Source organism: Pseudomonas sp. No.21 (genome assembly GCF_054558415.1).
The window spans coordinates 38,016-59,572 of the sequence record NZ_BAAJNO010000013.1 but is presented as its reverse complement, the minus strand read 5'-3'; the positions used below and the strand labels follow the sequence as shown (position 1 = coordinate 59,572).

Below are 21,557 nucleotides of genomic sequence, written 5' to 3'. Positions count from 1 at the left end.
TGCCCCCGGCTCGCTGGGGGCATGCGCCCCTAGTGTGGGCGAATTCATTCGCCCGGGAGCGCGAGGCGGTCGCTGGCAGCATGGGTTTCGCTTCGCTCTACGCCATCCTACAAGGCGCGTCTCCCTTCCAGCTTCCAGCTTCTAGCTCTTGGCTGCCTTGGTTTCATAACTCCCCGACTCGTAGCTGACCCCGTGCCTCACCCGTGGCGGCTCCTCGCCCTCGTGGAGCATGGTCACGTTGTCGATGATCGCCTTGTCGGCGATGGTCAGGCGGTCGAGCATGCGCAGGTGCTGCAGCCAGTTGTCCACCAGGAGGATTTCCTGCCAGTTCTCCTGGTCGCTGGTGTCGCGGTACAGCGCCCAGCGGTCGGCGCCGTTGCGCAGGCGAAGGCGGCGGAGTATCTGCATGGCACGGACGAAGTCGCGGGTGCGCTCCACCGGGATGCGGTATTCGATGGTCACCAGCACCGCGCCGCGGCCGGGGTTGAAGACGAAGGTGGGCTGGCCGGGCAGGGTGGTCACCGCATGGGCGATGCTGGTGGCGTCCAGCTCCGGCAGGCGCGACTGATAGAGCAGGAAGGCGCAGGCGATCATCAGGCAGCCGGCGGCGAACAGCGCGCCCTTCACCCCCATGGTTTCCGCCAGGTGGCCCCAGAGGAACGAGCCCAGCGCCAGGCCGCCGTAGAGCGCCGTCTGGTAAAGCGCCAGGGCGCGCGCCTTGACCCAGTCCGGCACCAGGATCTGCACCGCCGAGTTGTAGCTGGCCACCGCCGCGATCCAGCAGGCGCCGCCCAGCACCAGCGCCGGGAAGATCACCCACAGGCTGTCCAGCGAGCCCAGCGCCAGCAGCACCAGGCCCAGCAGCAGCCCGCCGAAGCTGATCAGGCGGCTGGTGCCGATGCGTCTTCGTGCCAGGTTCACCCCCAGGCTGCCGAGGATCGCCCCCACGCCCAGGGCGCCGAGCATGTAGCCGTAAACCGCCGCGTCGCCGTCCGGGTTGCGGTGCGCCAGCAGCGGCAGCAACGCCCACACGGCGGAGGCGGAGATGCCGAAGGAGAACGAGCGCAACATCACCAGGCGGGTGACGCTTGAGTACTGGGTGAAGCGCAGCGCGGCGACCACGCCCTCCATCAGCCGCTCCGGCGGCAGGCTGCGCGCCGGCAGCACGCGGCGCCAGCGCCAGATGGCCCAGATCAGCCCCAGGTAGCACAGGCAGTTGAACAGAAAGACCCAGGCCGGCCCCACCGCGCTGAGCATCAGCCCGCCGATGGCCGGGCCGGCGGCGCGCGCGACGTTGTAGTTGACGCTGTTGAGCAGCACCGCATCGCCCACCATCTTCGCTGGCACCTGCTCGTTCACCGCCGCCTGCCAGGCCGGGATGGTGATGGAGCCACCGATGGAGATCCACAGGATGGAGACGATCAGCAGCAGCGGGTCCAGGTAGCCGAAGAAGGCCATGGCGGTGAGGAAGGTCGCGCCGCTCATCTCGAAGGCCAGGCCCGCCATCATGATCTTGCGCCGGTCGTGGTTGTCGGCCAGCACCCCGGACATGATCGACAGCAGCACCAGCGGCAACGCGGCGGCGACCTGGATCATCGCCACCGTCGGCGGGCTGGCGTGGGCCTCGGTCACCACCCAGGCGGCGGCCACCGACTGCGCCCAGGTGCCCAGGTTGGCGAACAGGTTGGCGATCCAGATGATGCGGAACGCGGTGATGGTGAAGGGGCTGAACAGGCCGCTCTTGGGCGGCTCCTCGGATCCGGGTGTGCGCGGCAGGTCGTTCTTCGGCGATACGGACTGGAGCATGCGGGGTTCCTTGCGAGGCCGGACCGGGCCATGGGCGCCGGTCCCTGGTTACCGCGCAAGTGTAGACACCGCCCCGGTGGGCAAAGGCCGGATCGGCGGTTTTCGCCAGTGGCGTTCTTCCTCGCGGGTCCGCTGGGACTTTGGTGTGATTGTCTCGCCCGGCCACCGCGGTAAAGCTGGCGCAACGCCGGTATCGACTACGCTTGCCGTGCCCCGATTCCCAACTCGCAGCCAGGAAACAAAGACAATGAGAAGTTCCTTCGCGCCTCTGCTCCTGACCCTCGCCGTGTCCGGAGCTGCACAGGCCGCCGACACGGTGAAGATCTACAACTGGACCGACTACATCGCGCCGGACACCGTCGCCACGTTCAGCAAGGAGACCGGGATCCAGGCCACCTACGACGTCTACGACAGCAACGAGACCCTCGACGGCAAGCTGATGACCGGCAAATCCGGCTACGACATCGTCGTCCCGTCCAACCACTACATGGCCAAGCAGATCCAGGCCGGTGCGCTGAAGAAGCTCGACAAGAGCCAGCTGCCCAACTGGAAGAACCTCAACCCGGCGCTGCTCAAGGCCCTGGAAGTCAACGACCCGGGCAACGAGCACGGCTTCCCCTACCTCTGGGGCAGCACCGGCATTGGCTACAACCCGGCCAAGGTCAAGGAAGTGCTCGGCGACAACGCACCGCTGGATTCCTGGGACCTGATCTTCAAGCCCGAGAACATGGAGAAGCTCGCCAAGTGCGGCGTCGCCATCCTCGACAACGGCCCCGAGCTGCTGCCCATCACCCTCAACTACCTGGGCCTGCCGCACCACAGCAAGAAGCCGGAGGACTACAAGACCGCCGAGGCCGCGCTGCTCAAGGTCCGCCCCTTCGTGCGCTACTTCCATTCCTCCAAGTACGTGGGTGACCTGGCCAACGGCGAGATCTGCGTGGCCGTCGGCTTCTCCGGCGACATCCTCCAGGCCGCCACCCGCGCCAAGGAGGCCGGCAACGGCGTCGAGATCAGGTACTCCACGCCCAAGGAAGGCTCGCCGATGTGGTTCGACATGATCGCCATGCCGGTGGACGCGCCCGACGAGAAGGCCGGCTACGCCTTCATGAACTACCTGCTGCGCCCCGAGGTGATCGCCGGCGTCAGCAACTACGTGCACTACGCCAACGGCAACAACGCCGCCGAACCGCTGGTGGAAGCCGAGATCAAGGCCGACCCGGCGATCTACCCGCCGGCCGACGTCATGGCCAAGCTGTTCGCCCTGGAATCCATGCCGCTGAAGATCGACCGCGTGCGCACCCGCACCTGGAACACCGTCAAGACCGGCAAATGACCCCGCGCTGAAACACCAACGCCCCGGCTTGCCGGGGCGTTTTTCTTATGGGCATTGTTCTTGTGGGAGCGGATTCATCCGCGATCAGTCAACACCGCAGCGTCGGGTTTCACCCGACCTACAGGAGTGGCAACGCGTAGGGCGGGTGCAACCCGCGTCGGGCCCCACTCACCTAAGACGCCTGCTCCACCTTCACCGCCGCCACCGTCGGGCGCAGCACCAGCCACAGCGCCAGGGCGATCAGTACGCCGCCCTGCAGGTGCGCCCAGGACAGCGACTCGTCCAGCAGCAGTGCGCCCCAGAACACCCCGAACAGCGGGATGAGGAAGGTCACCGTCATGGTCTTCACCGGGCCGACGTTGGCGATCAGGCGGAAGTAGATGACGTAGGCGAACGAGGTGCACAGCAGCCCCAGCCCGGCCAGCGCCAGCCAGATGCCCGGCTCGGCCAGGGGTGCCAGGGGCATGGCGTGGCTGCTGGCGAGGAAGATCGGCAGCAGGCACAGCGTCGCACCGGCCTGGGCACCGAAGGCCGAGAGGCCGCTGTCGAGGCCACCGGCATCGTTGATCCAGCGCTTGGTGAAGAAGCCGGCGAAGCCGTAGCAGGTGGTCGCCATCAGGCAGGCCAGGGCACCGCGCAGCAGGTCGGCGTCGAAGGCCACCGGGCCGGCGCCGGTCAGCACCGCCACGCCGGCCAGGCCCAGCAGCACGCCGGCGGCCTTGGGCAGGGTCAGCTTCTCGCCGAAGAACAACCCGCCGATCAGCACGCCCATCAATGGCGTGGTGGCGTTGAAGATGGCCGAGTAGCCCGCCGGCAGCACCTCGGCGGCGAGCGCGTACATGGCGGCGGGAATGCCCGAGCTGACCACGCCAATCAGCAGGATCTTGCCCAGCTTGCCGCGGAAGTCCCAGGTCACCCGCAGCAGCGCCAGGATCGCCACCAGGCCGATGGCCGAGATGGCCACGCGGAAGAACGCCGTCGGCAGCGCGCCGATCACCGGAACCAGCACGCGCATGAACAGGAAGCTGGCGCCCCAGATGGCGGCGAGGCTCAACAGGCGGACGAGATCGGCGGGTTTCATTGGGTGGCTCCGAGGCAGGAGCGGCACAGCTTACGCCGCCCCGGCGGCGGCGCAATCGACACCTTGCGCTCAAATCGGCGGCACAGTTCGGCGAGGCCTCTGGGCTGCGCCTTGTGTGGGGCCGCTGGTCCGCAGGGCTACAAAAGAGCCTGCGCCCTACCGGGTTCGTAGGATGGGTAGAGCGCAGCGAAACCCATGCTGTCATCGGGCCCGCTGCGCGCGCCTTGGGCGAATGAATTCGCCCCTACAGGGCCATTAGAACGACTTGCTGACGCTTGCCACCACCGTTGCGCTGCAGGTGTCGGTGAAGCCGTAGTTGCTGGCGCACTGGTTTTCCGAGAGGTCGGTGTCGACGTAGGCGAGGCCCCAGGTGACGCCGAGGAAGTCGCGGGTCAGCCTGGCTTCCCACTCGCGGTACGACTCGCTGCCGGTGCCGTTGCGCGACCAGAACAGCGGGTCCTTGAAGTCCATGCGCCCGTAGCGCAGCTCCAGGCCCACTTCCAGGGGCAGCCGGGTCTCGTAGCCGACCCAGGTGTAGAGGGTGTCCTGGTCCTCGCCGATGATGTTCGGCGCGTCGTCCGAGTAATAGGCGGCGGCCTTGAACCCGTAGGCGCTGAGGATGGCGTACAGCTCGCTCTGGTTGAACTGGCTCTCCTTCGGGTAGGCGTACTTGATCACGCCCAGGTCGAGGCTCACCTCGTCCGTGGCCTGCCAGTACCAGCCGGCGTAGTAGTCCACTTCCTGGCGGGTCTTGAGGCCGAAGCCGAAGTCGACGTTGGAGGTCCAGGCCCCCGCGTACAGGCCGCTGGAGTGCAGCAGCGTGGCGCCGGCCTGGGCGGCGGGGTCGTTCTGGGTCTGCGAGATGCCGCGGGTGCGGTAGTCGCTGGCCAGGTTGAGGTCGACCTGCACGGCGAAGTCGTCGGTGATCGGCAACGCGGCCCGGCTGTACAGCGGGGCCAGGGCGAGGCCGGCGAGGAGGAGGGTGGTGGAGCGCTTCATGGTGGATTCCCGATCTTGTGGTTGTTATGGGCAGATGAGGGGCAAGGCTTCGCCCGACCCCCATGCAGCGGGGGCCAGGCATCAGCGGTGGTGCGGTCTTGTTATCGGGCGGCGGTGTAGACCTCGCGGCCGCCGAACCAGGTCTTGAGCACCCGGGTTTCGGCCAGGGCCTTGGGGTCCACGGTGAACACGTCGCGGTCGAGGAGGATGAAGTCGGCCTGCTTGCCGGCGGCCAGCGAGCCGATGTGCTTCTCCTGGCCGATGGTCCGCGCGGCGTTGAGGGTGTAGGCGTAGAACATGGTGTCGCGGTCCAGGCGCTCCTCGGCGTTGAGCACGCCTTTCTCGCCTTCGCGGGTCACCGCCTGGGCCATGGCCGCCCAGGGGTTGGGCGAGGACACCGGCCAGTCGCTGGCGCCGGCGAGGGTCGCGCCCTGTTGCAGCAGCGAGTGGGCCGGGTACTGGTAGCGGAAGGCGAAGGCGCTGACGTAGGGCTTGACCATGTCCAGCGTGTAGTCGTCGCCGGCGGCCCAGAGCAGCTGCATGGAGGCGATCACGTCGAGCGGCTTGAAGCGCGCGAACTCCTTGGGGTTGACCAGTTGCAGGTGGGTGATGGAGTGCACCACGCCGCTCTGCCGGTCCTTGCGTGCCTGCTCGATGCCGTTGAGCGCCTCGCGCACCGCGCGGTCGCCGATGGCGTGGATGTGCACCAGCCAGCCGCGTGCATCCGCCGCGCTCACCAGCTCGCCGAAGTGCGCCGGGTCGATCAGCAGCTCGCCCTGCTTGTGGCTGTTGCTGTAGGGGTCGATCAGCGCCGCGCTCTGCGCCGGGTACTCCAGCACGCCGTCGGCGAAGATCTTGATCCCCGGCAGGCTCAGGTTGTCGATGCCCTGGAACTGCTGGCGCACCTTCTCCAGGGTGTCCAGGTCGGCGGGGCGGCTCTTCGGGTGGGCCACCAGCAGCGCGGCGACGTGGGCGGTCAGCTCGCCTTTCTCGGCCAGGGCCTTGTACACCGGCAGCACGCCGACCGACTTCTCCGTGGGCTTGAGGGCGAACAGCGGTTCGCCGGGGGCGCCGTTGGCGGCCGGGTCCATCCAGGCGGTGATGCCCAGGCTGTTGTTGGTGCGCACCGCATTCTCGCCGGCGCGCAGCAGCAGGGCCGGGTCCATGGGCGGCAGCACGGCGGCGACGCGGTCCCAGCCGGCGTCCACCAAAAAGCCGTTGGGCGCGCCGTCCTTGCCCAGGCCGATGGTGCCGCGCTCGGCCTCGGGCAGGGCGGCGACCAGCTTGGCATCGATGCCGGCGCGCTTGCGCATGGCCGCGTTGGCCCAGGCGGTGTGGTGGTCGCTGCCGACGAAGACGATGGGCACACCCGCCCACTCGCCCTGGTCGAAGCGCTGGCCCATGGCCTCGGCCTGGGCCCAGTAGGCGGAGGTCATGCCCGCCACGTAGAGGGTGTCGCCGTGGCGCGCGGTGCCGTCGTCGCGCCAGGTGCGCAGGCGTTTTTCCAACTCCTCCAGGCTCACCTGCTCATCGCCCATGTTGGCGGTGGACATCTCCAGGCCGCCGAAGATGGCGTGGGAGTGGGTGTCGATCAGGCCCGGCATCAGCGCCTTGCCGGCCAGGTCGATGCGTTGGGTGGACGCGTCCGCCAGGGCCTTGATCTCGGCATCGCTGCCCACCGCCAGCACCTTGCCGTTCTCCACGGCAAGGGCCTGCACCATGGGCCGCGCCTTGTCGGCGGTGAACACCTTGCCGTTGAACAGCACCATATCGGCGCCGGCCATGGCTTCCATCGAGGCAAAAGCCACCGCAGCCGCCAGTAGTCGTGGAACGAAGTTTTTCACGGGCTCCCCCCTTTGTTTTTATCGGTCTGCCAGCGAGACTAGCGGCTCCCCGGGGCTGGCAGAACGCCGGCAGCGTGCAAAACCCTTTTGCCTGGATGGAAAAACCATGGACAAGCTCGGTGCCATCGCCATGTTCGTCGCCACCGCCGAACAGGGCAGCTTCAGCCGTGCCGCCGAGCAACTGGGCAAGACCCCCTCGGCCCTGACCAAGGCCGTCAGCCACCTGGAGGCCGAGCTGGGCGCGCGCCTGTTCGAGCGCAGCACCCGGCGCATCGTCCTCACCGAAGCGGGGCGCCTCTACCTGGACACCGCGCGTCAGCTGCTGCAGCGCCTGCACGACGTGGGCGAGGAGATCGGCCAGCTGCAGCACGGCCTGCAGGGCAGCCTGCGGATGACTGCGCCGCTGGCCTTCAGCCGTGCCTTCCTCGATGAGGTGTGCGCGGGTTTTCTCGCGGCCTACCCGCAGATCAGCCTGCGGGTCGATCTGTGCGACGCCTTCGTCGACCTGGTGGAGGCGGGTTACGACCTGGCCCTGCGCGAAGGGCAGAGCGACCTGCCGGGGCTGATCGCCCGGGTGGTCGGGCGCAACCGCCTGGCCCTCTGCGCCAGCCCCGCCTACCTGGCACGCAAGGGCGTGCCGACGCTCGATGACCTCGAGCGCCACGACTGGCTCGCCTACCGTCATCCGGCGTTGAGCCGGCAGTACTGGTGGGTGGAGTGCGACGGCCAGCGCACGCGCCTGGCCCAGCCTGCCGCGCCACGGCTGGAGAGCGACAACTACGACCTGCTGCTGGCCAATGCCCTGGCCGGCGTCGGCGTGCTGCACACCCCGTTGTGGAGCGCGGCCCCCTATATCGCCGACGGCCGCCTGGTGCGCCTGCTGGCCGACCACGAGATCGACCCGGACGCCTTCGGCGACCAGATCCTCGCCGTCTACCCCAGCCATCGCCGGGCCACCGGCAAGGTGCTGGCGTTCATCGATTACCTGGCCGCCTTCCTCGAGGCGCGGGGGTTGGCCTGAGTGCCGTGACCCGCGGGTCGCGAGCGGCCCGGCCGGGGCTGATGCAGGCAGAGCTTTTTTTCGGGGCGGGCTCTGGCTAAGCTCCGTCTTCCGAATTCCCAGCTGAGTGTTCCCCATGGCGCAGCAATGGCCGGCCGCAGATATCGCGCGACTGATCCTCGATGGTTTCGACGACTACCGTGAACATTTCCGTCAGATCACCGACGGCGCCCGTGCCCGCTTCGAACAGGCGCAGTGGCAGGAGATCCAGCAGGCGGCCGCCGCGCGGATCGCCCTCTACGAAGAAAAGGTCAGCGAAGTCAGCGAGCGCCTGCGCAGCGCCTTCGACGAAGAGGTGCTGCTGGACGTGCAGCTCTGGCCGCTGGTCAAGAGCGCCTACATCAAGCTGATCGACCTGCGCTTCGACGACGAACTCTCGGAAACCTGGTTCAACTCGATCTTCTGCGGCCTGTTCAGCCATGACCAGATCAGCGATGGCTGCATGTTCATCCACACCACGCGGCCGTCCCTGCGCCCCCACGAGCGCGCGCCGCAGACCCGCAGCTACCACCCGCGCGGCGACCTCAAGGCGGCGCTGCTGCAGATCCTCGACGACTACCGCTTCGCCGTGCCCTTCGACGACCTGGAGCGTGACCTCGATCGCCTCGTCGTCCAGCTGCGCGACAGCCTGCCGGACTGGGTGATCAAGGACCCGGAGCTGTGCGTCGAGCTGTTCTCCTCCACCCTCTACCGCAACAAGGGCGCCTACCTGGTGGGCCGCATCTACACCCGCGACGAGCAGTGGCCGCTGGTGATCCCGCTGCTGCACCGCGAGGGCAAGGGCATCCAGGTGGACGCGCTGATCACCGACGAAGCCGACGTCTCGATCATCTTCTCCTTCACCCGCTCCTACTTCATGGTGGACGTGCCGGTGCCGGCGGAGTTCGTCAGCTTCCTCAAGCGCATCCTGCCGGGCAAGCACATCGCCGAGCTGTACACCTCCATCGGCTTCTACAAGCACGGCAAGTCGGAGTTCTACCGCGCCCTGATCAACCACCTGGCCAACACCGACGACCGCTTCATCATGGCCCCGGGCGTGCGCGGCATGGTCATGAGCGTGTTCACGCTGCCGGGCTTCAACACCGTGTTCAAGATCATCAAGGACCGCTTCTCGCCGTCGAAGAACGTCGACCGCAACACCGTCATCGAGAAGTACCGCCTGGTGAAGAGCGTCGACCGCGTCGGGCGCATGGCCGATACCCAGGAGTTCGCCGACTTCCGCTTCCCCAAGGCCAAGTTCGAGCCCGAATGCCTGGCCGAGCTGCTGGAGGTGGCGCCGTCCACCGTCGAGCTGGAAGGCGACACCGTGCTCATCCGCCACTGCTGGACCGAGCGCCGCATGACCCCGCTGAACATCTACCTGGAAAGCGCCAGCGAGCCCCAGGTGCGCGAGGCGCTGGACGACTACGGCCTGGCCATCAAGCAACTGGCCGCCGCCAACATCTTCCCCGGCGACATGCTGCTGAAGAACTTCGGCGTCACCCGTCACGGCCGCGTGGTGTTCTACGACTACGACGAGATCAGCTACCTCACCGAGGTCAACTTCCGCTTCATCCCGCCGCCGCGCTACCCCGAGGACGAAATGTCCTCCGAGCCCTGGTATTCGGTGGCCCCGCACGACGTGTTCCCCGAGGAGTTCCCGCGCTTCCTGTTCGCCGATATCGGCCAGCGCAAGCTGTTCAACCAGCTGCACGGCGACCTCTACGACGCCGACTACTGGAAGAGCCTCCAGGACGCCATCCGCGCCGGCAAGGTGATCGACGTCTTCCCCTACCGGCGCAAGGAGCGCCCGGACGCCATCCAGTGACGGCCTGAACGGCCGTGGGCGACTCGCTGTTCTCCCGGGCCACCTGGCTCAACTCGCTGCACATGTCGACGCTCACCGTGGCCTGCCTCGGTGAGCGCGGCATCGACGCCGCCAGCCTGCTGGAAGGCAGCGGCATCACCGAGGACGACCTGCGCGCCCTGCAACGGCTGATCAACCCCGGGCAGGAGCAGCAGGTGTTCGCCAACGCCCTGCGCCTCGCCGACACCCCCGCGCTGGGGCTGGAACTGGGCCAGCGCACGCGCATCTCCGCCTACGGCCTGCTGGGCTACGCGCTGCTCTCGGCGCCCACCCTGGGCGAGGCCCTGCGCATCGGCCTCGGCTACCCGGTGCTGCTGGGCACCTACTTCCACCTGCGCCTGGTGGAAGAGGGCGACCTGGCCTGGCTGCTGGCCAGCGGCTACGGCGAGCGCGAGGCGCTGAAACCCTTCAACACCGAACTCTGCCTGGGCTCGCTGCGGGTGATCTGCGCCGACCTGCTCGGCCAGCCGCTGCCGGTGGCCGCGCTGGAGCTGGACTACCCCGAGCCCCCCGGCGCCGCGCCGCTCTACCGCCAGGCCTTCGACCGCGCCCCGCGCTTCGGCCGCGCGCGCAGCGGCTTCGGCTTCCCCCGCGAATGGCTAGAGCGCCCGCTGCCCCTGGCCGACCCGGTCACCCACCGCGAAATGCTCGAACAGTGCCGCCGGCAGAATGCCGAATTCGCCACCCGCCGCGCCTGGCTGGAGCGTGTGCGCGAGCAACTGGCCCAGCGCCTGGCCTCGCCGCCGGGGCTGGAGGAACTGGCCCGCGCCATGAACTGCTCCGCCCGCAGCCTGCGCCGCCACTTGGCCCAGCAGCAGACCAGCTACCAGCAACTGCTCGACGACCTGCGCTTCGCCCGCGCCAAGGAACTGCTGCAGCAGGGCGAGCTGCCCATCTACCGCATCGCCGAAGAACTCGGCTTCAGCGAAACCGCCAGCCTGCGCCACGCCTTCCAGCGCTGGAGCGGCCAACCCCCCAGCCAGTTCCGCGGCTGAGCCCCGGCGCAGACCAACCCGGGGGGGAGGGTGGATGGCGCTTCTCCCATCCACCAAGCGGAGCCCCCAATCGCGTTGAACCCACACGTGACGCGTGGGGTGGGTCGGGCGGTGCTCCGCTTCAGCCCACCGCTGCCGTTTCCCGCCCCCCACATTGCTTGCGTCCGCATTGTGTTCAGTGGGCCCCCGCGTTCGCGGGGGTGACGTATGGGCGGGGAGGTTCGGGTAACCCCGTCATCCTCGCGAACGCGGGGATCCAGTGAAGGTGGGGCGGTACATCCGGCTCGGTGGGGTGGCACCGGCTACCCGGTGGCCCTGCGCACCGGGTAGCCCGGGCTTCAGCCCGGGATGGCCCATGCGAGGAGTCAGGCGATCGCCCGTGCCTGGCGCAGCGCCGGGATCACTTCCTGGGTGAGCCATTGGCGCAGGTTGCGGTTCTCGGGGTGGGGGAAGTGGCGCTGGAGGAGGGCGTAGGCGCCGGATTCGCTGACCATCATTTCCTCGCCCACCGTACCGTCGCCGGCGGCGATGAGGCCGAGGCGCCATTGGTCGGGGTCGAGGCGCGCCTGGACCTTGTCGCCGAAGTGGATGCCCATCAGGCGGGCGAGGTCGCGGGCGGCGAACCAGGGTTCGTGCTGGATGAGGGTGGCACGCAGCAGGCGGCGGTAGCGGAAGAAGCGGAGGGTGTCGAAATAGCGGTTGGTCATGATGCAGCTCCCTGTCGAATCCATTGGAGCCGCCACCCCCGGCCATCCGGGTGTTGGGGTGGCGGACCGTGCAAGGTTAGAACCACCGGGAGCAACGACCGGCCGGGCAAAGCCCGCCTTGCACAGTCCGCCATAGACGGCCAGAAGCCACGAGCCGAGGCCCGTCGATCCTGCTTATGGCGTGTTCTGCAATCACTCATCCGGGGTTCTAATCCCGGTTGCAACCAAGGTTGCAACGGAGCGGGATGCTGCCCAAGCCCCTTGTAGGACGGCAATGCAGTTGTCATGTCAGAACTGTCGGAGCCTGCCCGGCCGCAACCCTGTGGCCAGTCAGGTTGGCCATTTCGATCCCCTATTGGCCGCCCGTCCCCCTGCGCAAGGGGCCACGATCGGCCACAGAATCCATCCACCCATAACAAGATGAGGTTCCCGGCATGCTGACCGTGTACAGCGACGACCACCGTCTCCATTTCGGCCAGTCCGAACTGGTGGACGGCAAGCTCCAGCCCTGCTTCGAGATGCCCAGCCGTGCGGACACCGTGCTGGCGCGGGTGCGCCACCAGGCGCTGGGCGAGGTGATCGAGCCCCGTGACTTCGGCCTGGAACCCATCCTGCGGGTGCACGACGCCGCCTACGTGGACTTCCTCAAGGGCGCCTGGGCGCGCTGGGCCGCCGAAGGCCACAGCTGCGACATGCTGCCGAGCACCTTCCCCGCGCGCCGCCTACGCCGTGACGGGCCCATCCCCACCGCGCTGCACGGCCAGCTCGGCCACTACTGCTTCGACACCGAGGCGCCCATCACCGCCGGCACCTGGCAGGCCGTGTACAGCTCGGCGCAGGTCGCGCTCACCGCCCAGGACCACATGCGCAACGGCGCCAACACCGCCTTCGCCCTGTGCCGCCCGCCGGGCCACCACGCCGGCAGCGACTTCATGGGCGGCTACTGCTTCTTCAACAACGCCGCCATCGCCACCCAGGCCTTCCTCGACCAGGGCGCGCGCCGCGTGGCCATCCTCGATGTCGACTACCACCACGGCAACGGCACCCAGGAGCTGTTCTACAGCCGCGGCGACGTGCTCTTCGCCTCGATCCACGGCGACCCGCTGGTGGAATACCCCTATTACCTGGGCCACGCCGACGAGCGCGGCGAAGGCGCAGGCGCGCTCTGCAACCACAACTACCCGCTGCCCCACGGCACCGGCTGGGACGGCTGGGCCGCCGCGCTGGAGGACGCCTGCGGCAAGATCGCCGCCTACGCGCCGGACGCGCTGGTGATCTCCCTCGGCGTCGATACCTACAAGGACGACCCCATCTCCCAGTTCAAGCTGGATTCGCCCGACTACCTGGCCATGGGCCGGCGCATCGCCGCCCTCGGCCTGCCGACGCTGTTCATCATGGAAGGCGGCTACGCGGTGGAGGCCATCGGCGTGAACGCCGTCAACGTGCTGCAGGGCTTTGAGGAGGTGGCCCGATGAACGCCCGCCATCTCGTCGCCCTGGCGCTGCTGGGCACTTCCCTCAACGCCGCCGCCGAGCCCGTGGTGCGCATCTACAACTGGTTCGACTACATCGCCCCGGACACCCTGGAGAACTTCCGCAAGGACAGCGGCATCACCCCCAAGTACGACGTCTACGACAGCAACGAGGTGCTGGAGGCCAAGCTGCTCTCCGGCCACTCCGGCTACGACCTGGTGGTGCCCAGCGACGGCTTCCTGCCCAACTACATGAAGGCCGGCGTGTTCCAGCCCCTGGACAAGAGCAAGCTGCCCAACTGGAAGAACCTCAACCCGGCGCTGCTCAAGGTGCTGGCCGCCAAGGACCCGGGCAACCAGTACGTGATGCCCTACATGTGGGGCACCAACGGCATCGCCTACAACCTCGACAAGGTGCGCGCGGTGCTGGGCGAGAACGCACCGGTGGATTCCTGGGAGCTGATCTTCAACCCCGACAACCTGGCCAAGCTCAAGCAGTGCGGCGTGGCTTTCCTCGACTCGCCCACCGAGGTGATCCCCGAGGTGCTGCACTACCTGGGCCTGCCGCCCAACAGCCGCAACCCCGAGGACTACGCCAAGGCCGAGGAACTGCTCACCCGCCTGCGCCCGAGCGTCACCTACTTCAGCTCCTCGAAGTTCGTCAGCGACCTGGCCAACGGCGAGATCTGCGTCGCCCTGGCCTGGTCCGGCGGTGCCATGCAGGCCGCCGCCCGCGCCGAGGAAGCCGGTAACGGGGTGAAGGTGGAATACCGCATTCCCAAGGAAGGCACCGCCGCCTGGTTCGACGTGCTGGCCATCCCCAAGGACGCACAGAACGTCGAGCAGGCCCACGCCTTCCTCAACTACCTGCTGCGCCCGGAGGTGGTGGCGCCCATCTCCGACCACGTGGCCTACGCCAACCCCAACCAGGCGGCGGACGGGTTGATCTCGCCCACCCTGCGTGACAACCCCAACGTCTACCCGCCGGCGGAGGTGCAGGCCAAGCTGTTCTCGGTGGAGATGCTGCCGCCCAAGCTGGAACGCATCCGTACCCGCACCTGGACCAAGATCAAGACCGGCACCTGAGGCGCCCGCGCTCGCGCCGTAGGATGGCGTTGAGCGAAGCGAAACCCATCGCTGTCCCAGGTGATGGCGAGCAGCAAAGAAGGGCCGCACCGCGGCCCTTTCTCATTTGCGATTCCAAAATGAAATGCTATGTTATGTAGCGTTTCGTATATGGATCGATTGCCATGGGTATCGTCAAGATTTCCGATGTACTGCACGAAGAGGCGCGCATCGCCTGCCGCGCCATGTCCCGCTCCATCAATGCCCAGGCCGAGCACTGGATGCGCATCGGCATGCTCGCCGAGGCCCAGCCGGAGCTGACCTACGCCGACATCATCAAGCGCCTGATGGAAGAGGCCCGCGAGCTGGAGCTCTCCGCCACGCCGCCGGTGGAGGCGGTGGAGTGAGCAAGGTCACCCTCAAGAACGCCGCGGAGGTCGAGCGCATGGTCGTCGCCGGCCGCCTGGCGGCACGGGTGCTGGAGGCGCTGGATGACTTCATCGTCCCCGGCGTCACCACCGCGCAGATCGACGCCTTCGCCGAGCGCTACATCGTCGAGACCCTGAAGGCCATCCCCGGCAGCAAGGGCCAGTACGGCTACCCCTTCACCGTCAACACCTCGGTCAACCAGGTGGTCTGCCACGGCTGGCCCTCGGCGGAAGAGGTGCTGCAGGAGGGCGACATCGTCAATGTCGACGTCACGGTGATCAAGGACGGCTTCTACGGCGACACCAGCAAGATGTACTGCCTCGGCACCATCAGCGACGACGCCCGGCGCCTGGTGCACACCACCCGGCAGTGCCTCTACGACGCCATCCGCCTGGTGCGCCCGGGCGCCACGCTGGGCGACATCGGCCACGCCATCCAGAGCCGTGCCGAGGAGGCGGGGTACTCGGTGGTGATCGAGTATTGCGGCCACGGCATCGGCCGGCAGATGCACGAAAGCCCGCAGGTGGTCCACGTCGGCCATCCCGGCACGGGCCTGCGCCTGCAGCCGGGCATGACCTTCACCATCGAGCCGATGATCAACCAGGGCCGCCGCAGCGTCCGCACCCTCGCCGACGGCTGGACCGTCATCACCCGCGACGGCAGCCTTTCCGCCCAGTTCGAACACACCATCCTCGTCACCGAAACCGGCTTTCGCGTGCTCACCCTGCGCGAGGAAGAGCGCGACGCCTTCCCGGCGACGCCGTAGCAGGCAACCTGTAGCCCGGGCTTCAGCCCGGGAGCGCGCTGCGCAAAGGGGGCTGGTCGGTACCTTGTGGGCGCGCAACCGCATGGGTTTCGCTTCGCTCTACGCCATCCTACGAAGCGTGCATTGGAGCCTTTGTAGGATGGGTAGAGCTCCGCGAAACCCATCGATGCGGAGCGGCCGGTTATCGCTCGCTCACCCCCGGCACGCCGCCACGGCTTCCACCTTCACCTCTTCCCGCGCCTTGAGCATCAAGCCACCCGCCAGCAGCAGGGCGCCGGCGGCGAGCAGCAGGGCGGGGCGCAGGCCGCCGCTGAAGTGGCTGCTCAGGGCCGCCAGCAGCGGGCCGCCGAGCTGGCCCAGGGCGAAGCCGGCGGTGAGCAGGCCGACGTTGCGGGCGTGGCCCAGCGGGTCGATCTCCCGGGCCCGCTGCATCACCAGCAGCATGCTGGCGAGGAAGGGGCCGCCGCAGAAGATCACCCCCAGTGCCAGCCCGGTCATCCCCGGGAACAGGCAGGCCAGCACCCCCAGCGCCTGCAGCCAGAGCGCACCCACCAGCCAGCGGCCGGTGTTGCCGGAACCCGGGCGGCGCAGGCTCACCAGCAGCACGCCGAGGGTGGCGATGAGGCCGAAGGCGGGCCAGAACAGGTCGGCCAGCCACTGGCCGTGGAACTGCGCGGCGGCCATCTGCGAAAGGAAGGTGGCGGGGATGATGTAGCCGATGCCCACCAGCGAGTACGCCACCAGCAGCGGGTAGAAGGCCTTGGGGCGCGGGCCCGATGGCTGCAGCGCGGCATTGGCGCGCTCCTGCGGACGCGGCAGCAGCGGGTGGATGGCCAGGGTCAGCACCAGCGCGGTCACGCCGTACAGCAGCCAGGCGCTGGACGAGCCCTGGCCCAGCAGGTTCAGCGCCAGGGCCATCAGCCCGGTGGCCAGCACACCCAGGCTCGGCCCGGTGAAGATCAGCCCGGCCAGGCGCGGGCGGCCGGCCTGCACCGCCACCTGGGCGGCCAGGGCGGTGAGCACCACCAGCACCCAGGCGCTGGCCACGCCGGCGGCGAAACGCAGCGCCACATGGGGCCAGAAGCCGAACGCCCAGGCAGAGGCGAGGGTGATGGCGACGCCCGCCCAGAGGCCGCCGAACAGGCGGCGATGGGCCTGGGCCGGCGCCGTGGCACGCAGGGCATCGAGGGCGCCCACCAGGTAGCCGAGGTAGTTGGCGGCGGCGATCAGGCCGGCGCCGGTGAGGTCCACCTGGCCCTCGGCGATCAGGTGCGGCAGCTGTGGGGTGAGCGAGAAGCGCCCCACGCCCATGGCGACGAACAGGGCGAGGGTGCTGGCGAGGATGCGGATGATGGGCGACATGGCGGCCTCCGGAGTGGCGATGGAAGCCATGCTAGGGTTTTGACTTGTTCAGTTAAAACGAATAATAAAGAACAACTTGTTCAACTAAAGAGAATATTTGCCGTGGAACTCAGTCAGCTGCGCATCTTCCAGGCGGTCGCCGAAGAAGGCTCCATCGCCAAGGCCGCGGTGCGCATGAATCGTGTGCCGTCGAACCTCTCCACCCGCCTGCGCCAGCTGGAAGAGGTGTTGGGCGTGGACCTGTTCCTGCGCGAACGCCAGCGCCTGCAGCTGTCAGCCGAGGGCAAGGTGCTGCTGGGCTACGCCGAGCGCATGTTCAGGTTGCAGGCCGAGGCGGAGGCAGCGCTCAAGGGCGGTGAGCCGGCGGGCGAATTCGTCATCGGCTCCATGTACAGCACCGCCGCCATCCACCTGCCAGGGATGCTGGCGCGCTTCCACCGGGCCTGGCCGGCGGTCAACCTGCAGGTGCAGACGCTGCCCAGCGGCGAGCTGATCGAGGGGCTGGTGAGTGGCAGGCTCGACGCGGCACTGGTGGACGGCCCCATGGACTACGCCGAGCTGGACGGCCTGCCGCTGTTCGAAGAAACCCTGGTGCTCATCACCAGCCTCGGCCACGCCCCGGTGGCCTCGGCGGCGGATGTGCTGGGCGAGGCGGTATACAGCTTCCGCCCGCGCTGTTCCTACCGCAAACGCATCGAAAGCTGGTTCGCCGCCGCGCGGGTGCCCATGGGGCAGATCATGGAGATCGAGTCCTACCACAGCATGCTCGCCTGCGTGGTCGCCGGTGGCGGCGTGGCGCTGATGCCGCTGTCCATGCTCGAGACCCTGCCCGGCCGCGAAGCGGTGGCGGTGCATCACCTGGCCGAACCCTTCGACCACACCACCACCTGGCTGATGTGGCGCAAGGGCATGCTCGGCGCCAACCTCAAGGCGTGGATCGAGGTGATGGACGTAGAGCCCATGCAACCCGCGTAACCCTTGCCTGCAGGGGCGAATTTATTTGAGCGTGGGAAACCACGTCCTTCGGGCGTGTTCATAAGTCATCGGCTCTGCCTGTGGCGATTTGAATTAAGAACCCAGCAGGATGAACGCGTGCCGTAGGGTGTGCCGTGCGCACCTCCGCGAGGTGCTTCCGGCGAGTCCGAGGTGCGCGCAGCACACCCTACGTCTGGAGTGAGTGGCGGCTGCATGTTCCGAGGTCTGATGCGCCCCTTCCAGGGAGCAAAAAGCAAAGCCACGTTCTAAGAACGTGGATTTTTACTCGCCCAGCGGCGCCAGATCGTGCGAGCGGATTCATCCGCGATCAGACTCGACCCCTGCGCGAGGCCCGATACCCAGCGTTGGGCCTCGCTGTGCTCGGCGCCAACCTACGGTGAGCCGATCGCGGGCTACGCCACGCTCCCCTGGAAACTCTGCCGCCACGCCGAGGGCGAGACGCCGAAGGCGCGGCCGAAGTGGTGGCGCAGCGAGACGGGCGAGCCGAAGCCGGCGAGGGTGGCGATCTTTTCCACGCTCTGGTCGGTGCTCTCCAGCAGGCGCTGGGTCAGGGCCAGGCGCTCGGCCAGCAGCCACTCGCCAAGGGTGCTGCCGGTGAGCTGGCGGAAGTGGCGGCTGAAGGTGCGCCGGCTCATCAGCACGCGCTGGGCCAGGCTGTCGAGGCTGTGCTCCTGCTCCAGGTTGCTGCGCACCCAATCCAGCACGCAGGTGAGGCGGTCGTCGCGCGGGCTCGTCGGCAGGGGCTGCTCGATGAACTGCGCCTGGCCGCCCTGGCGGTGGGGCGGCACCACCAGGCGCCGGGCCACGCGGTTGGCGGTCTCGGCGCCGCAGTGCTGGCGCAGCAGGTGCAGGCAGCAGTCGATGCCGGCGGCGGTGCCGGCCGAGGTCAGCAGTTCGCCGTCTTCGAGGTAGAGCACGTCCGGGTCCAGCTGCACCTGCGGGTAGCGCTCGGCGAAGTCGCGGGCCCAGGCCCAGTGGGTGGTGGCGCGGCGGCCATCGAGCAGGCCGGCTTCGGCCAGCACGTAGGCGCCCAGGCACAGGCCGACCATCTTCGCGCCACGCGCGTGGGCGGCGACCAGGGCGTCCAGCAGGGCCTGCGGCGGGCGTTCGTCGGGGTGGCGCCAGCTGGGCACTATCACCGTGTCGGCGCTGGCGATGGCCTCCAGGCCAAGCTCGACGGCGATGGTGAAGCCGGCGGTGGTGCGCAACGGGTCTGCTTCGGCCGCGCACACGCGCAGGTCGAAGGGCGCCATCTCCGGGCAGGTCTCGCCGAATACCAGGCAGGGCACCGAGAGGTGGAAGGGGATGATGCGGTCGAACGCGACCACGACTATCACGTGTTCCTGCATGGGCGGGGGCTCCTTGGGTTGGCCCGATATTAGCGGAAGTTGGCAGTCGGGCCACTCACCCGTCGAGGGCGCCAGGGCGAAGAATGCGCTCCAGTCCAATCACCACAAGGAGCTCCACCATGGCCCAGCCGAAGCGTGCGCTGATCGTCATCGATGTGCAGAACGAATACGTCAGCGGCGACCTGCTGATCGAATACCCGCCCGTGGACCAGTCCCTGGCCAATATCGGCCGGGCGATGGACGCCGCCACCGCCGCCGGCATCCCCGTGGTGCTGGTGCAGCACCTGGCGCCGGAGGATTCGCCGATCTTCGCCCGGGGCAGCCGCGGTGCCGAACTGCACGCGCTGGTGGCCGACCGTGCCCACGACCATCGGGTGCAGAAGGCCCTGCCCAGCGCCCTGACCGGCACCGACCTGGGCCCCTGGCTGCGCGAGCGCGGCATCGACACCCTGGCCATCGTCGGCTACATGACCCAGCACTGCGACGAGTCCACCGCGCGCCAGGCCCGCCATGAAGGCTGGAACGTCGAGCTGCTGCATGACGCCACCGGCTCGGTGCCCTTCGCCAACGACCTCGGCTCGGCCAGCGCCGAGGAGATCCACCGGGTGTTCACCCTGGTCTCCCACACCGGTTTCGCCGCCGTGGCCAGCACCGAGCAATGGCTCGCCGCGGTCGCCACCGGTGAGGCGCTGCAGCCGGACAACCTCTACCTCTCCAACCAGCGCGCGGTGAAGGCGCGCGGCTGACGCAGCGGCAGGCCCGTCCCGGCGCTCTGGGACGGGCCTGCCGGCGTTGCAGAAATATTCCCTGAACCCTGCTGGCAGGGCCCGGTCGATGCAGTGTGCCCCTCACACGAAAAGGACCGAGCCATGGGCGAGCCCAATCCCCTCAATGTCGTCTTCAGCCTTGCCGCCGGGCTGTTCCTGGTGATCGTCCTGGCCGGCTTCGCCCGGGCCGATGACGCCTTGCCGCCCCCCGACCCGACCCACAAGGTGAAGAACTACAGCAAGGTCCAGGGCTGGGCCGATGGGCAGGCGCCCGTCGCCCCCGAGGGCTTTCGCGTCAACCGCTACGCCGGCGAGCTGAACAACCCGCGCTGGCTGTACGTGACGCCCAACGGCGACGTGCTGGTGGCCGAGGCCAACACCGAGCTGAAGGACGACAAGGCCCGGGAAAAGGCGCGCAAGGACGGCAAGCTGCAATCGCAGAACTACGGCAGGAGCGCCGACCGCATCACCTTGCTGCGCGATACCGACGGCGACGGCGTGGCCGAGCAGCGGGTGACCTTCCTCGACGGCCTCAGGCAGCCGCTGGGCATGCAGGTGGTGGGCGACTGGTTCTACGTGGCCAACACCGATGCGCTGTGGCGCTACCCCTACCAGCCGGGTGACCTGAAGATCCACGGCGAGGGCGAGAAGATCCTCGACCTGCCGGCCGGCGGCTACAACAACCACTGGACGCGCAACATCCTCGCCAACGCCGACAATTCCAAGCTCTACATCTCGGTGGGGTCGGCCAGCAACCTGGGCGACCACGGCATGCAGGAGGAAGAGCGCCGCGCCAACATCCTCGAGATCAACCCCGACGGCAGCGGCGAGCGCATCTTCGCCAGCGGCCTGCGCAACCCGGTGGGCATGGGCTGGGCACCGGGCACGCAGGACCTGTGGACGGTGGTCAACGAGCGCGACAACCTCGGCGAGGACCTGGTCCCGGACTACCTGGCCAAGGTGGAGGCGGGCGCCTTCTATGGCTGGCCCTACGCCTACTTCGGCCCCCACGAGGACCCGCGCCTGGCCGGCAAGCGCCCGGACCTGGTGGCCAAGGCGCGCAGGCCCGAACTCTCCCTGGGCGCGCATACCGCATCGCTCGGCCTGGCCTTCTACACCCAGCAGGCCTTCCCCGAGCGCTACCGCGAGGGCGCCTTCATCGGCCAGCACGGCTCGTGGAACCGCCGCGCGCTCGCCGGCTACAAGGTGGTGTTCGTGCCCTTCAGGAACGGTGAACCGGCCGGTGCGCCGGAGGATTTCCTCACCGGCTTCGTCAAGGATGCGGACAAGGCCGAGGTCTTCGGTCGCCCGGCGGGCATCGCCGTGCTGCCCAGCGGCGCGCTGCTGGTGGCGGACGATGCCGGCAACAGCTTGTGGCAGGTTCGTGCCGAACCCTGAGGGTAAATTTGATCCAGGGCATTTTCGCTTTGGCGCGGCAGGACTACTCTGTACTTGGCAGCGGAATCGTTCCGTTCGCCGAGGGCGGCCAACCTGACTCGGGCCGCCCGACCAACCTTTTGATCGATTGGAGGGGCCCATGAAAGCTTGGCTGAGCCATATCGCCTGGCAGTTGTCCGTGACCCTTGGGCTGAGCGAGCGCCCGCGTCTGCAACCCATCCCCGTACGCAGCGACGAGCAGCGTCGTCTGGCCGAGCAACGCCGGCGCCGCTAGGGCGCCTTG

Annotated in this window: 19 protein-coding genes; 12 read left to right on the top strand and 7 right to left on the bottom strand. The window is 68.3% G+C overall.

The features are described from left to right. Positions 1 to 141: 141 nt before the first annotated feature. Positions 142 to 1,806 (bottom strand): MFS transporter, encoded by a 1,665-nt coding sequence (locus tag ACYJSS_RS24770; protein WP_236206352.1) that lies wholly within the window; start codon positions 1,804 to 1,806, stop codon positions 142 to 144. A 247-nt stretch (positions 1,807 to 2,053) separates the two neighbouring features. Between ACYJSS_RS24770 and ACYJSS_RS24765 the strand changes: the two genes are divergently transcribed. After that, a complete protein-coding gene (locus ACYJSS_RS24765) occupies positions 2,054 to 3,139 on the top strand; it encodes a polyamine ABC transporter substrate-binding protein (RefSeq protein ID WP_236206353.1) in 1,086 nt (361 codons plus the stop codon). 172 nt (positions 3,140 to 3,311) lie between these two features. Here ACYJSS_RS24765 and ACYJSS_RS24760 read toward each other — a convergent pair whose 3' ends face one another. The 3 genes from ACYJSS_RS24760 to ACYJSS_RS24750 form a co-directional block, all read right to left on the bottom strand. Next, on the bottom strand, positions 3,312 to 4,220 hold the full coding sequence (locus ACYJSS_RS24760) for a DMT family transporter (protein WP_021220268.1): 909 nt from the start codon (positions 4,218 to 4,220) through the stop codon (positions 3,312 to 3,314). 255 nt (positions 4,221 to 4,475) lie between these two features. Beyond that, on the bottom strand, positions 4,476 to 5,219 hold the full coding sequence (locus ACYJSS_RS24755; RefSeq protein WP_236206354.1) for a TorF family putative porin: 744 nt from the start codon (positions 5,217 to 5,219) through the stop codon (positions 4,476 to 4,478). A gap of 101 nt (positions 5,220 to 5,320) precedes the next feature. Beyond that, positions 5,321 to 7,063, bottom strand: coding sequence for an amidohydrolase (locus ACYJSS_RS24750; RefSeq protein ID WP_236206355.1), 1,743 nt, complete (start codon positions 7,061 to 7,063; stop codon positions 5,321 to 5,323). A gap of 106 nt (positions 7,064 to 7,169) precedes the next feature. Here ACYJSS_RS24750 and ACYJSS_RS24745 point away from each other — a divergent pair, with 106 nt between their 5' ends. The 3 genes from ACYJSS_RS24745 (at position 7,170) to ACYJSS_RS24735 (ending at position 10,964) form a co-directional block, all read left to right on the top strand. Beyond that, the gene (locus ACYJSS_RS24745; protein ID WP_111263527.1) at positions 7,170 to 8,084 is read left to right on the top strand and encodes a LysR family transcriptional regulator; all 915 of its coding nucleotides are present in this window, start codon (positions 7,170 to 7,172) and stop codon (positions 8,082 to 8,084) included. Between the two features lie 115 nt (positions 8,085 to 8,199). After that, positions 8,200 to 9,930: a bifunctional isocitrate dehydrogenase kinase/phosphatase gene (gene aceK, locus ACYJSS_RS24740; RefSeq protein ID WP_111263528.1), complete on the top strand. Its 1,731-nt coding sequence runs from the start codon at positions 8,200 to 8,202 to the stop codon at positions 9,928 to 9,930. 14 nt (positions 9,931 to 9,944) lie between these two features. Continuing rightward, complete coding sequence (locus ACYJSS_RS24735; RefSeq protein WP_236206356.1) at positions 9,945 to 10,964, top strand: AraC family transcriptional regulator; 1,020 nt, start codon at positions 9,945 to 9,947, stop codon at positions 10,962 to 10,964. A gap of 365 nt (positions 10,965 to 11,329) precedes the next feature. Here ACYJSS_RS24735 and ACYJSS_RS24730 read toward each other — a convergent pair whose 3' ends face one another. Continuing rightward, complete coding sequence (locus ACYJSS_RS24730; RefSeq protein ID WP_173178906.1) at positions 11,330 to 11,671, bottom strand: BRO-N domain-containing protein; 342 nt, start codon at positions 11,669 to 11,671, stop codon at positions 11,330 to 11,332. Positions 11,672 to 12,105: 434 nt separating this feature from the next. On the opposite strand from ACYJSS_RS24730, the gene ACYJSS_RS24725 reads away from it, so the two are divergent. From ACYJSS_RS24725 to map, 4 genes are all read left to right on the top strand, one after another. Then, positions 12,106 to 13,146, top strand: a complete 1,041-nt coding sequence (locus ACYJSS_RS24725; protein WP_043245835.1) for a histone deacetylase family protein — start codon at positions 12,106 to 12,108, stop codon at positions 13,144 to 13,146. Next, positions 13,143 to 14,228: an extracellular solute-binding protein gene (locus tag ACYJSS_RS24720; protein ID WP_236206357.1), complete on the top strand. Its 1,086-nt coding sequence runs from the start codon at positions 13,143 to 13,145 to the stop codon at positions 14,226 to 14,228. The genes ACYJSS_RS24725 and ACYJSS_RS24720 overlap by 4 nt, the downstream gene beginning before the upstream one ends. A gap of 164 nt (positions 14,229 to 14,392) precedes the next feature. Further along, positions 14,393 to 14,614 carry a ParD-like family protein gene (locus ACYJSS_RS24715; RefSeq protein WP_236206358.1) on the top strand — a complete coding sequence of 74 codons (222 nt, stop codon included), beginning with the start codon at positions 14,393 to 14,395 and terminating at the stop codon, positions 14,612 to 14,614. Further along, positions 14,611 to 15,402 carry a type I methionyl aminopeptidase gene (map, locus tag ACYJSS_RS24710; protein ID WP_111263534.1) on the top strand — a complete coding sequence of 264 codons (792 nt, stop codon included), beginning with the start codon at positions 14,611 to 14,613 and terminating at the stop codon, positions 15,400 to 15,402. Before ACYJSS_RS24715 ends, map begins: the two co-directional genes overlap by 4 nt. A gap of 192 nt (positions 15,403 to 15,594) precedes the next feature. On the opposite strand, the gene ACYJSS_RS24705 is transcribed toward map, so the two are convergent. Next, positions 15,595 to 16,764 (bottom strand): YbfB/YjiJ family MFS transporter, encoded by a 1,170-nt coding sequence (locus ACYJSS_RS24705; RefSeq protein ID WP_236206359.1) that lies wholly within the window; start codon positions 16,762 to 16,764, stop codon positions 15,595 to 15,597. A 102-nt stretch (positions 16,765 to 16,866) separates the two neighbouring features. Here ACYJSS_RS24705 and ptrR point away from each other — a divergent pair, with 102 nt between their 5' ends. Next, complete coding sequence (gene ptrR, locus ACYJSS_RS24700; protein ID WP_236206360.1) at positions 16,867 to 17,739, top strand: putrescine utilization regulator PtrR; 873 nt, start codon at positions 16,867 to 16,869, stop codon at positions 17,737 to 17,739. Positions 17,740 to 18,152: 413 nt separating this feature from the next. On the opposite strand, the gene ACYJSS_RS24695 is transcribed toward ptrR, so the two are convergent. Continuing rightward, positions 18,153 to 19,109 carry a helix-turn-helix domain-containing protein gene (locus ACYJSS_RS24695; RefSeq protein ID WP_236206361.1) on the bottom strand — a complete coding sequence of 319 codons (957 nt, stop codon included), beginning with the start codon at positions 19,107 to 19,109 and terminating at the stop codon, positions 18,153 to 18,155. A gap of 119 nt (positions 19,110 to 19,228) precedes the next feature. Here ACYJSS_RS24695 and ACYJSS_RS24690 point away from each other — a divergent pair, with 119 nt between their 5' ends. The 3 genes from ACYJSS_RS24690 to ACYJSS_RS24680 all read left to right on the top strand — a co-directional run bounded on the left by ACYJSS_RS24690 (position 19,229) and on the right by ACYJSS_RS24680 (position 21,548). Beyond that, positions 19,229 to 19,855 (top strand): cysteine hydrolase family protein, encoded by a 627-nt coding sequence (locus ACYJSS_RS24690; RefSeq protein WP_236206362.1) that lies wholly within the window; start codon positions 19,229 to 19,231, stop codon positions 19,853 to 19,855. Positions 19,856 to 19,978: 123 nt separating this feature from the next. Next, positions 19,979 to 21,274 (top strand): PQQ-dependent sugar dehydrogenase, encoded by a 1,296-nt coding sequence (locus tag ACYJSS_RS24685; RefSeq protein ID WP_111263537.1) that lies wholly within the window; start codon positions 19,979 to 19,981, stop codon positions 21,272 to 21,274. A gap of 139 nt (positions 21,275 to 21,413) precedes the next feature. Further along, positions 21,414 to 21,548 carry a PA1414 family protein gene (locus tag ACYJSS_RS24680; RefSeq protein WP_256604856.1) on the top strand — a complete coding sequence of 45 codons (135 nt, stop codon included), beginning with the start codon at positions 21,414 to 21,416 and terminating at the stop codon, positions 21,546 to 21,548. Positions 21,549 to 21,557 lie beyond the last annotated feature (9 nt).

What these genes read in the sequence shown, in the direction of transcription:
- ACYJSS_RS24770 (WP_236206352.1), bottom strand. Translation starts at nt 1,806, where the DNA reads ATGCTCCAGTCCGTATCGCCGAAGAACGACCTGCCGCGCACACCCGGA.
- ACYJSS_RS24765 (WP_236206353.1), top strand. Translation starts at nt 2,054, where the DNA reads ATGAGAAGTTCCTTCGCGCCTCTGCTCCTGACCCTCGCCGTGTCCGGA.
- ACYJSS_RS24760 (WP_021220268.1), bottom strand. Translation starts at nt 4,220, where the DNA reads ATGAAACCCGCCGATCTCGTCCGCCTGTTGAGCCTCGCCGCCATCTGG.
- ACYJSS_RS24755 (WP_236206354.1), bottom strand. Translation starts at nt 5,219, where the DNA reads ATGAAGCGCTCCACCACCCTCCTCCTCGCCGGCCTCGCCCTGGCCCCG.
- ACYJSS_RS24745 (WP_111263527.1), top strand. Translation starts at nt 7,170, where the DNA reads ATGGACAAGCTCGGTGCCATCGCCATGTTCGTCGCCACCGCCGAACAG.
- aceK (WP_111263528.1), top strand. Translation starts at nt 8,200, where the DNA reads ATGGCGCAGCAATGGCCGGCCGCAGATATCGCGCGACTGATCCTCGAT.
- ACYJSS_RS24730 (WP_173178906.1), bottom strand. Translation starts at nt 11,671, where the DNA reads ATGACCAACCGCTATTTCGACACCCTCCGCTTCTTCCGCTACCGCCGC.
- ACYJSS_RS24725 (WP_043245835.1), top strand. Translation starts at nt 12,106, where the DNA reads ATGCTGACCGTGTACAGCGACGACCACCGTCTCCATTTCGGCCAGTCC.
- ACYJSS_RS24720 (WP_236206357.1), top strand. Translation starts at nt 13,143, where the DNA reads ATGAACGCCCGCCATCTCGTCGCCCTGGCGCTGCTGGGCACTTCCCTC.
- ACYJSS_RS24715 (WP_236206358.1), top strand. Translation starts at nt 14,393, where the DNA reads ATGGGTATCGTCAAGATTTCCGATGTACTGCACGAAGAGGCGCGCATC.
- ACYJSS_RS24705 (WP_236206359.1), bottom strand. Translation starts at nt 16,764, where the DNA reads ATGTCGCCCATCATCCGCATCCTCGCCAGCACCCTCGCCCTGTTCGTC.
- ACYJSS_RS24695 (WP_236206361.1), bottom strand. Translation starts at nt 19,109, where the DNA reads ATGCAGGAACACGTGATAGTCGTGGTCGCGTTCGACCGCATCATCCCC.
- ACYJSS_RS24690 (WP_236206362.1), top strand. Translation starts at nt 19,229, where the DNA reads ATGGCCCAGCCGAAGCGTGCGCTGATCGTCATCGATGTGCAGAACGAA.
- ACYJSS_RS24685 (WP_111263537.1), top strand. Translation starts at nt 19,979, where the DNA reads ATGGGCGAGCCCAATCCCCTCAATGTCGTCTTCAGCCTTGCCGCCGGG.
- ACYJSS_RS24680 (WP_256604856.1), top strand. Translation starts at nt 21,414, where the DNA reads ATGAAAGCTTGGCTGAGCCATATCGCCTGGCAGTTGTCCGTGACCCTT.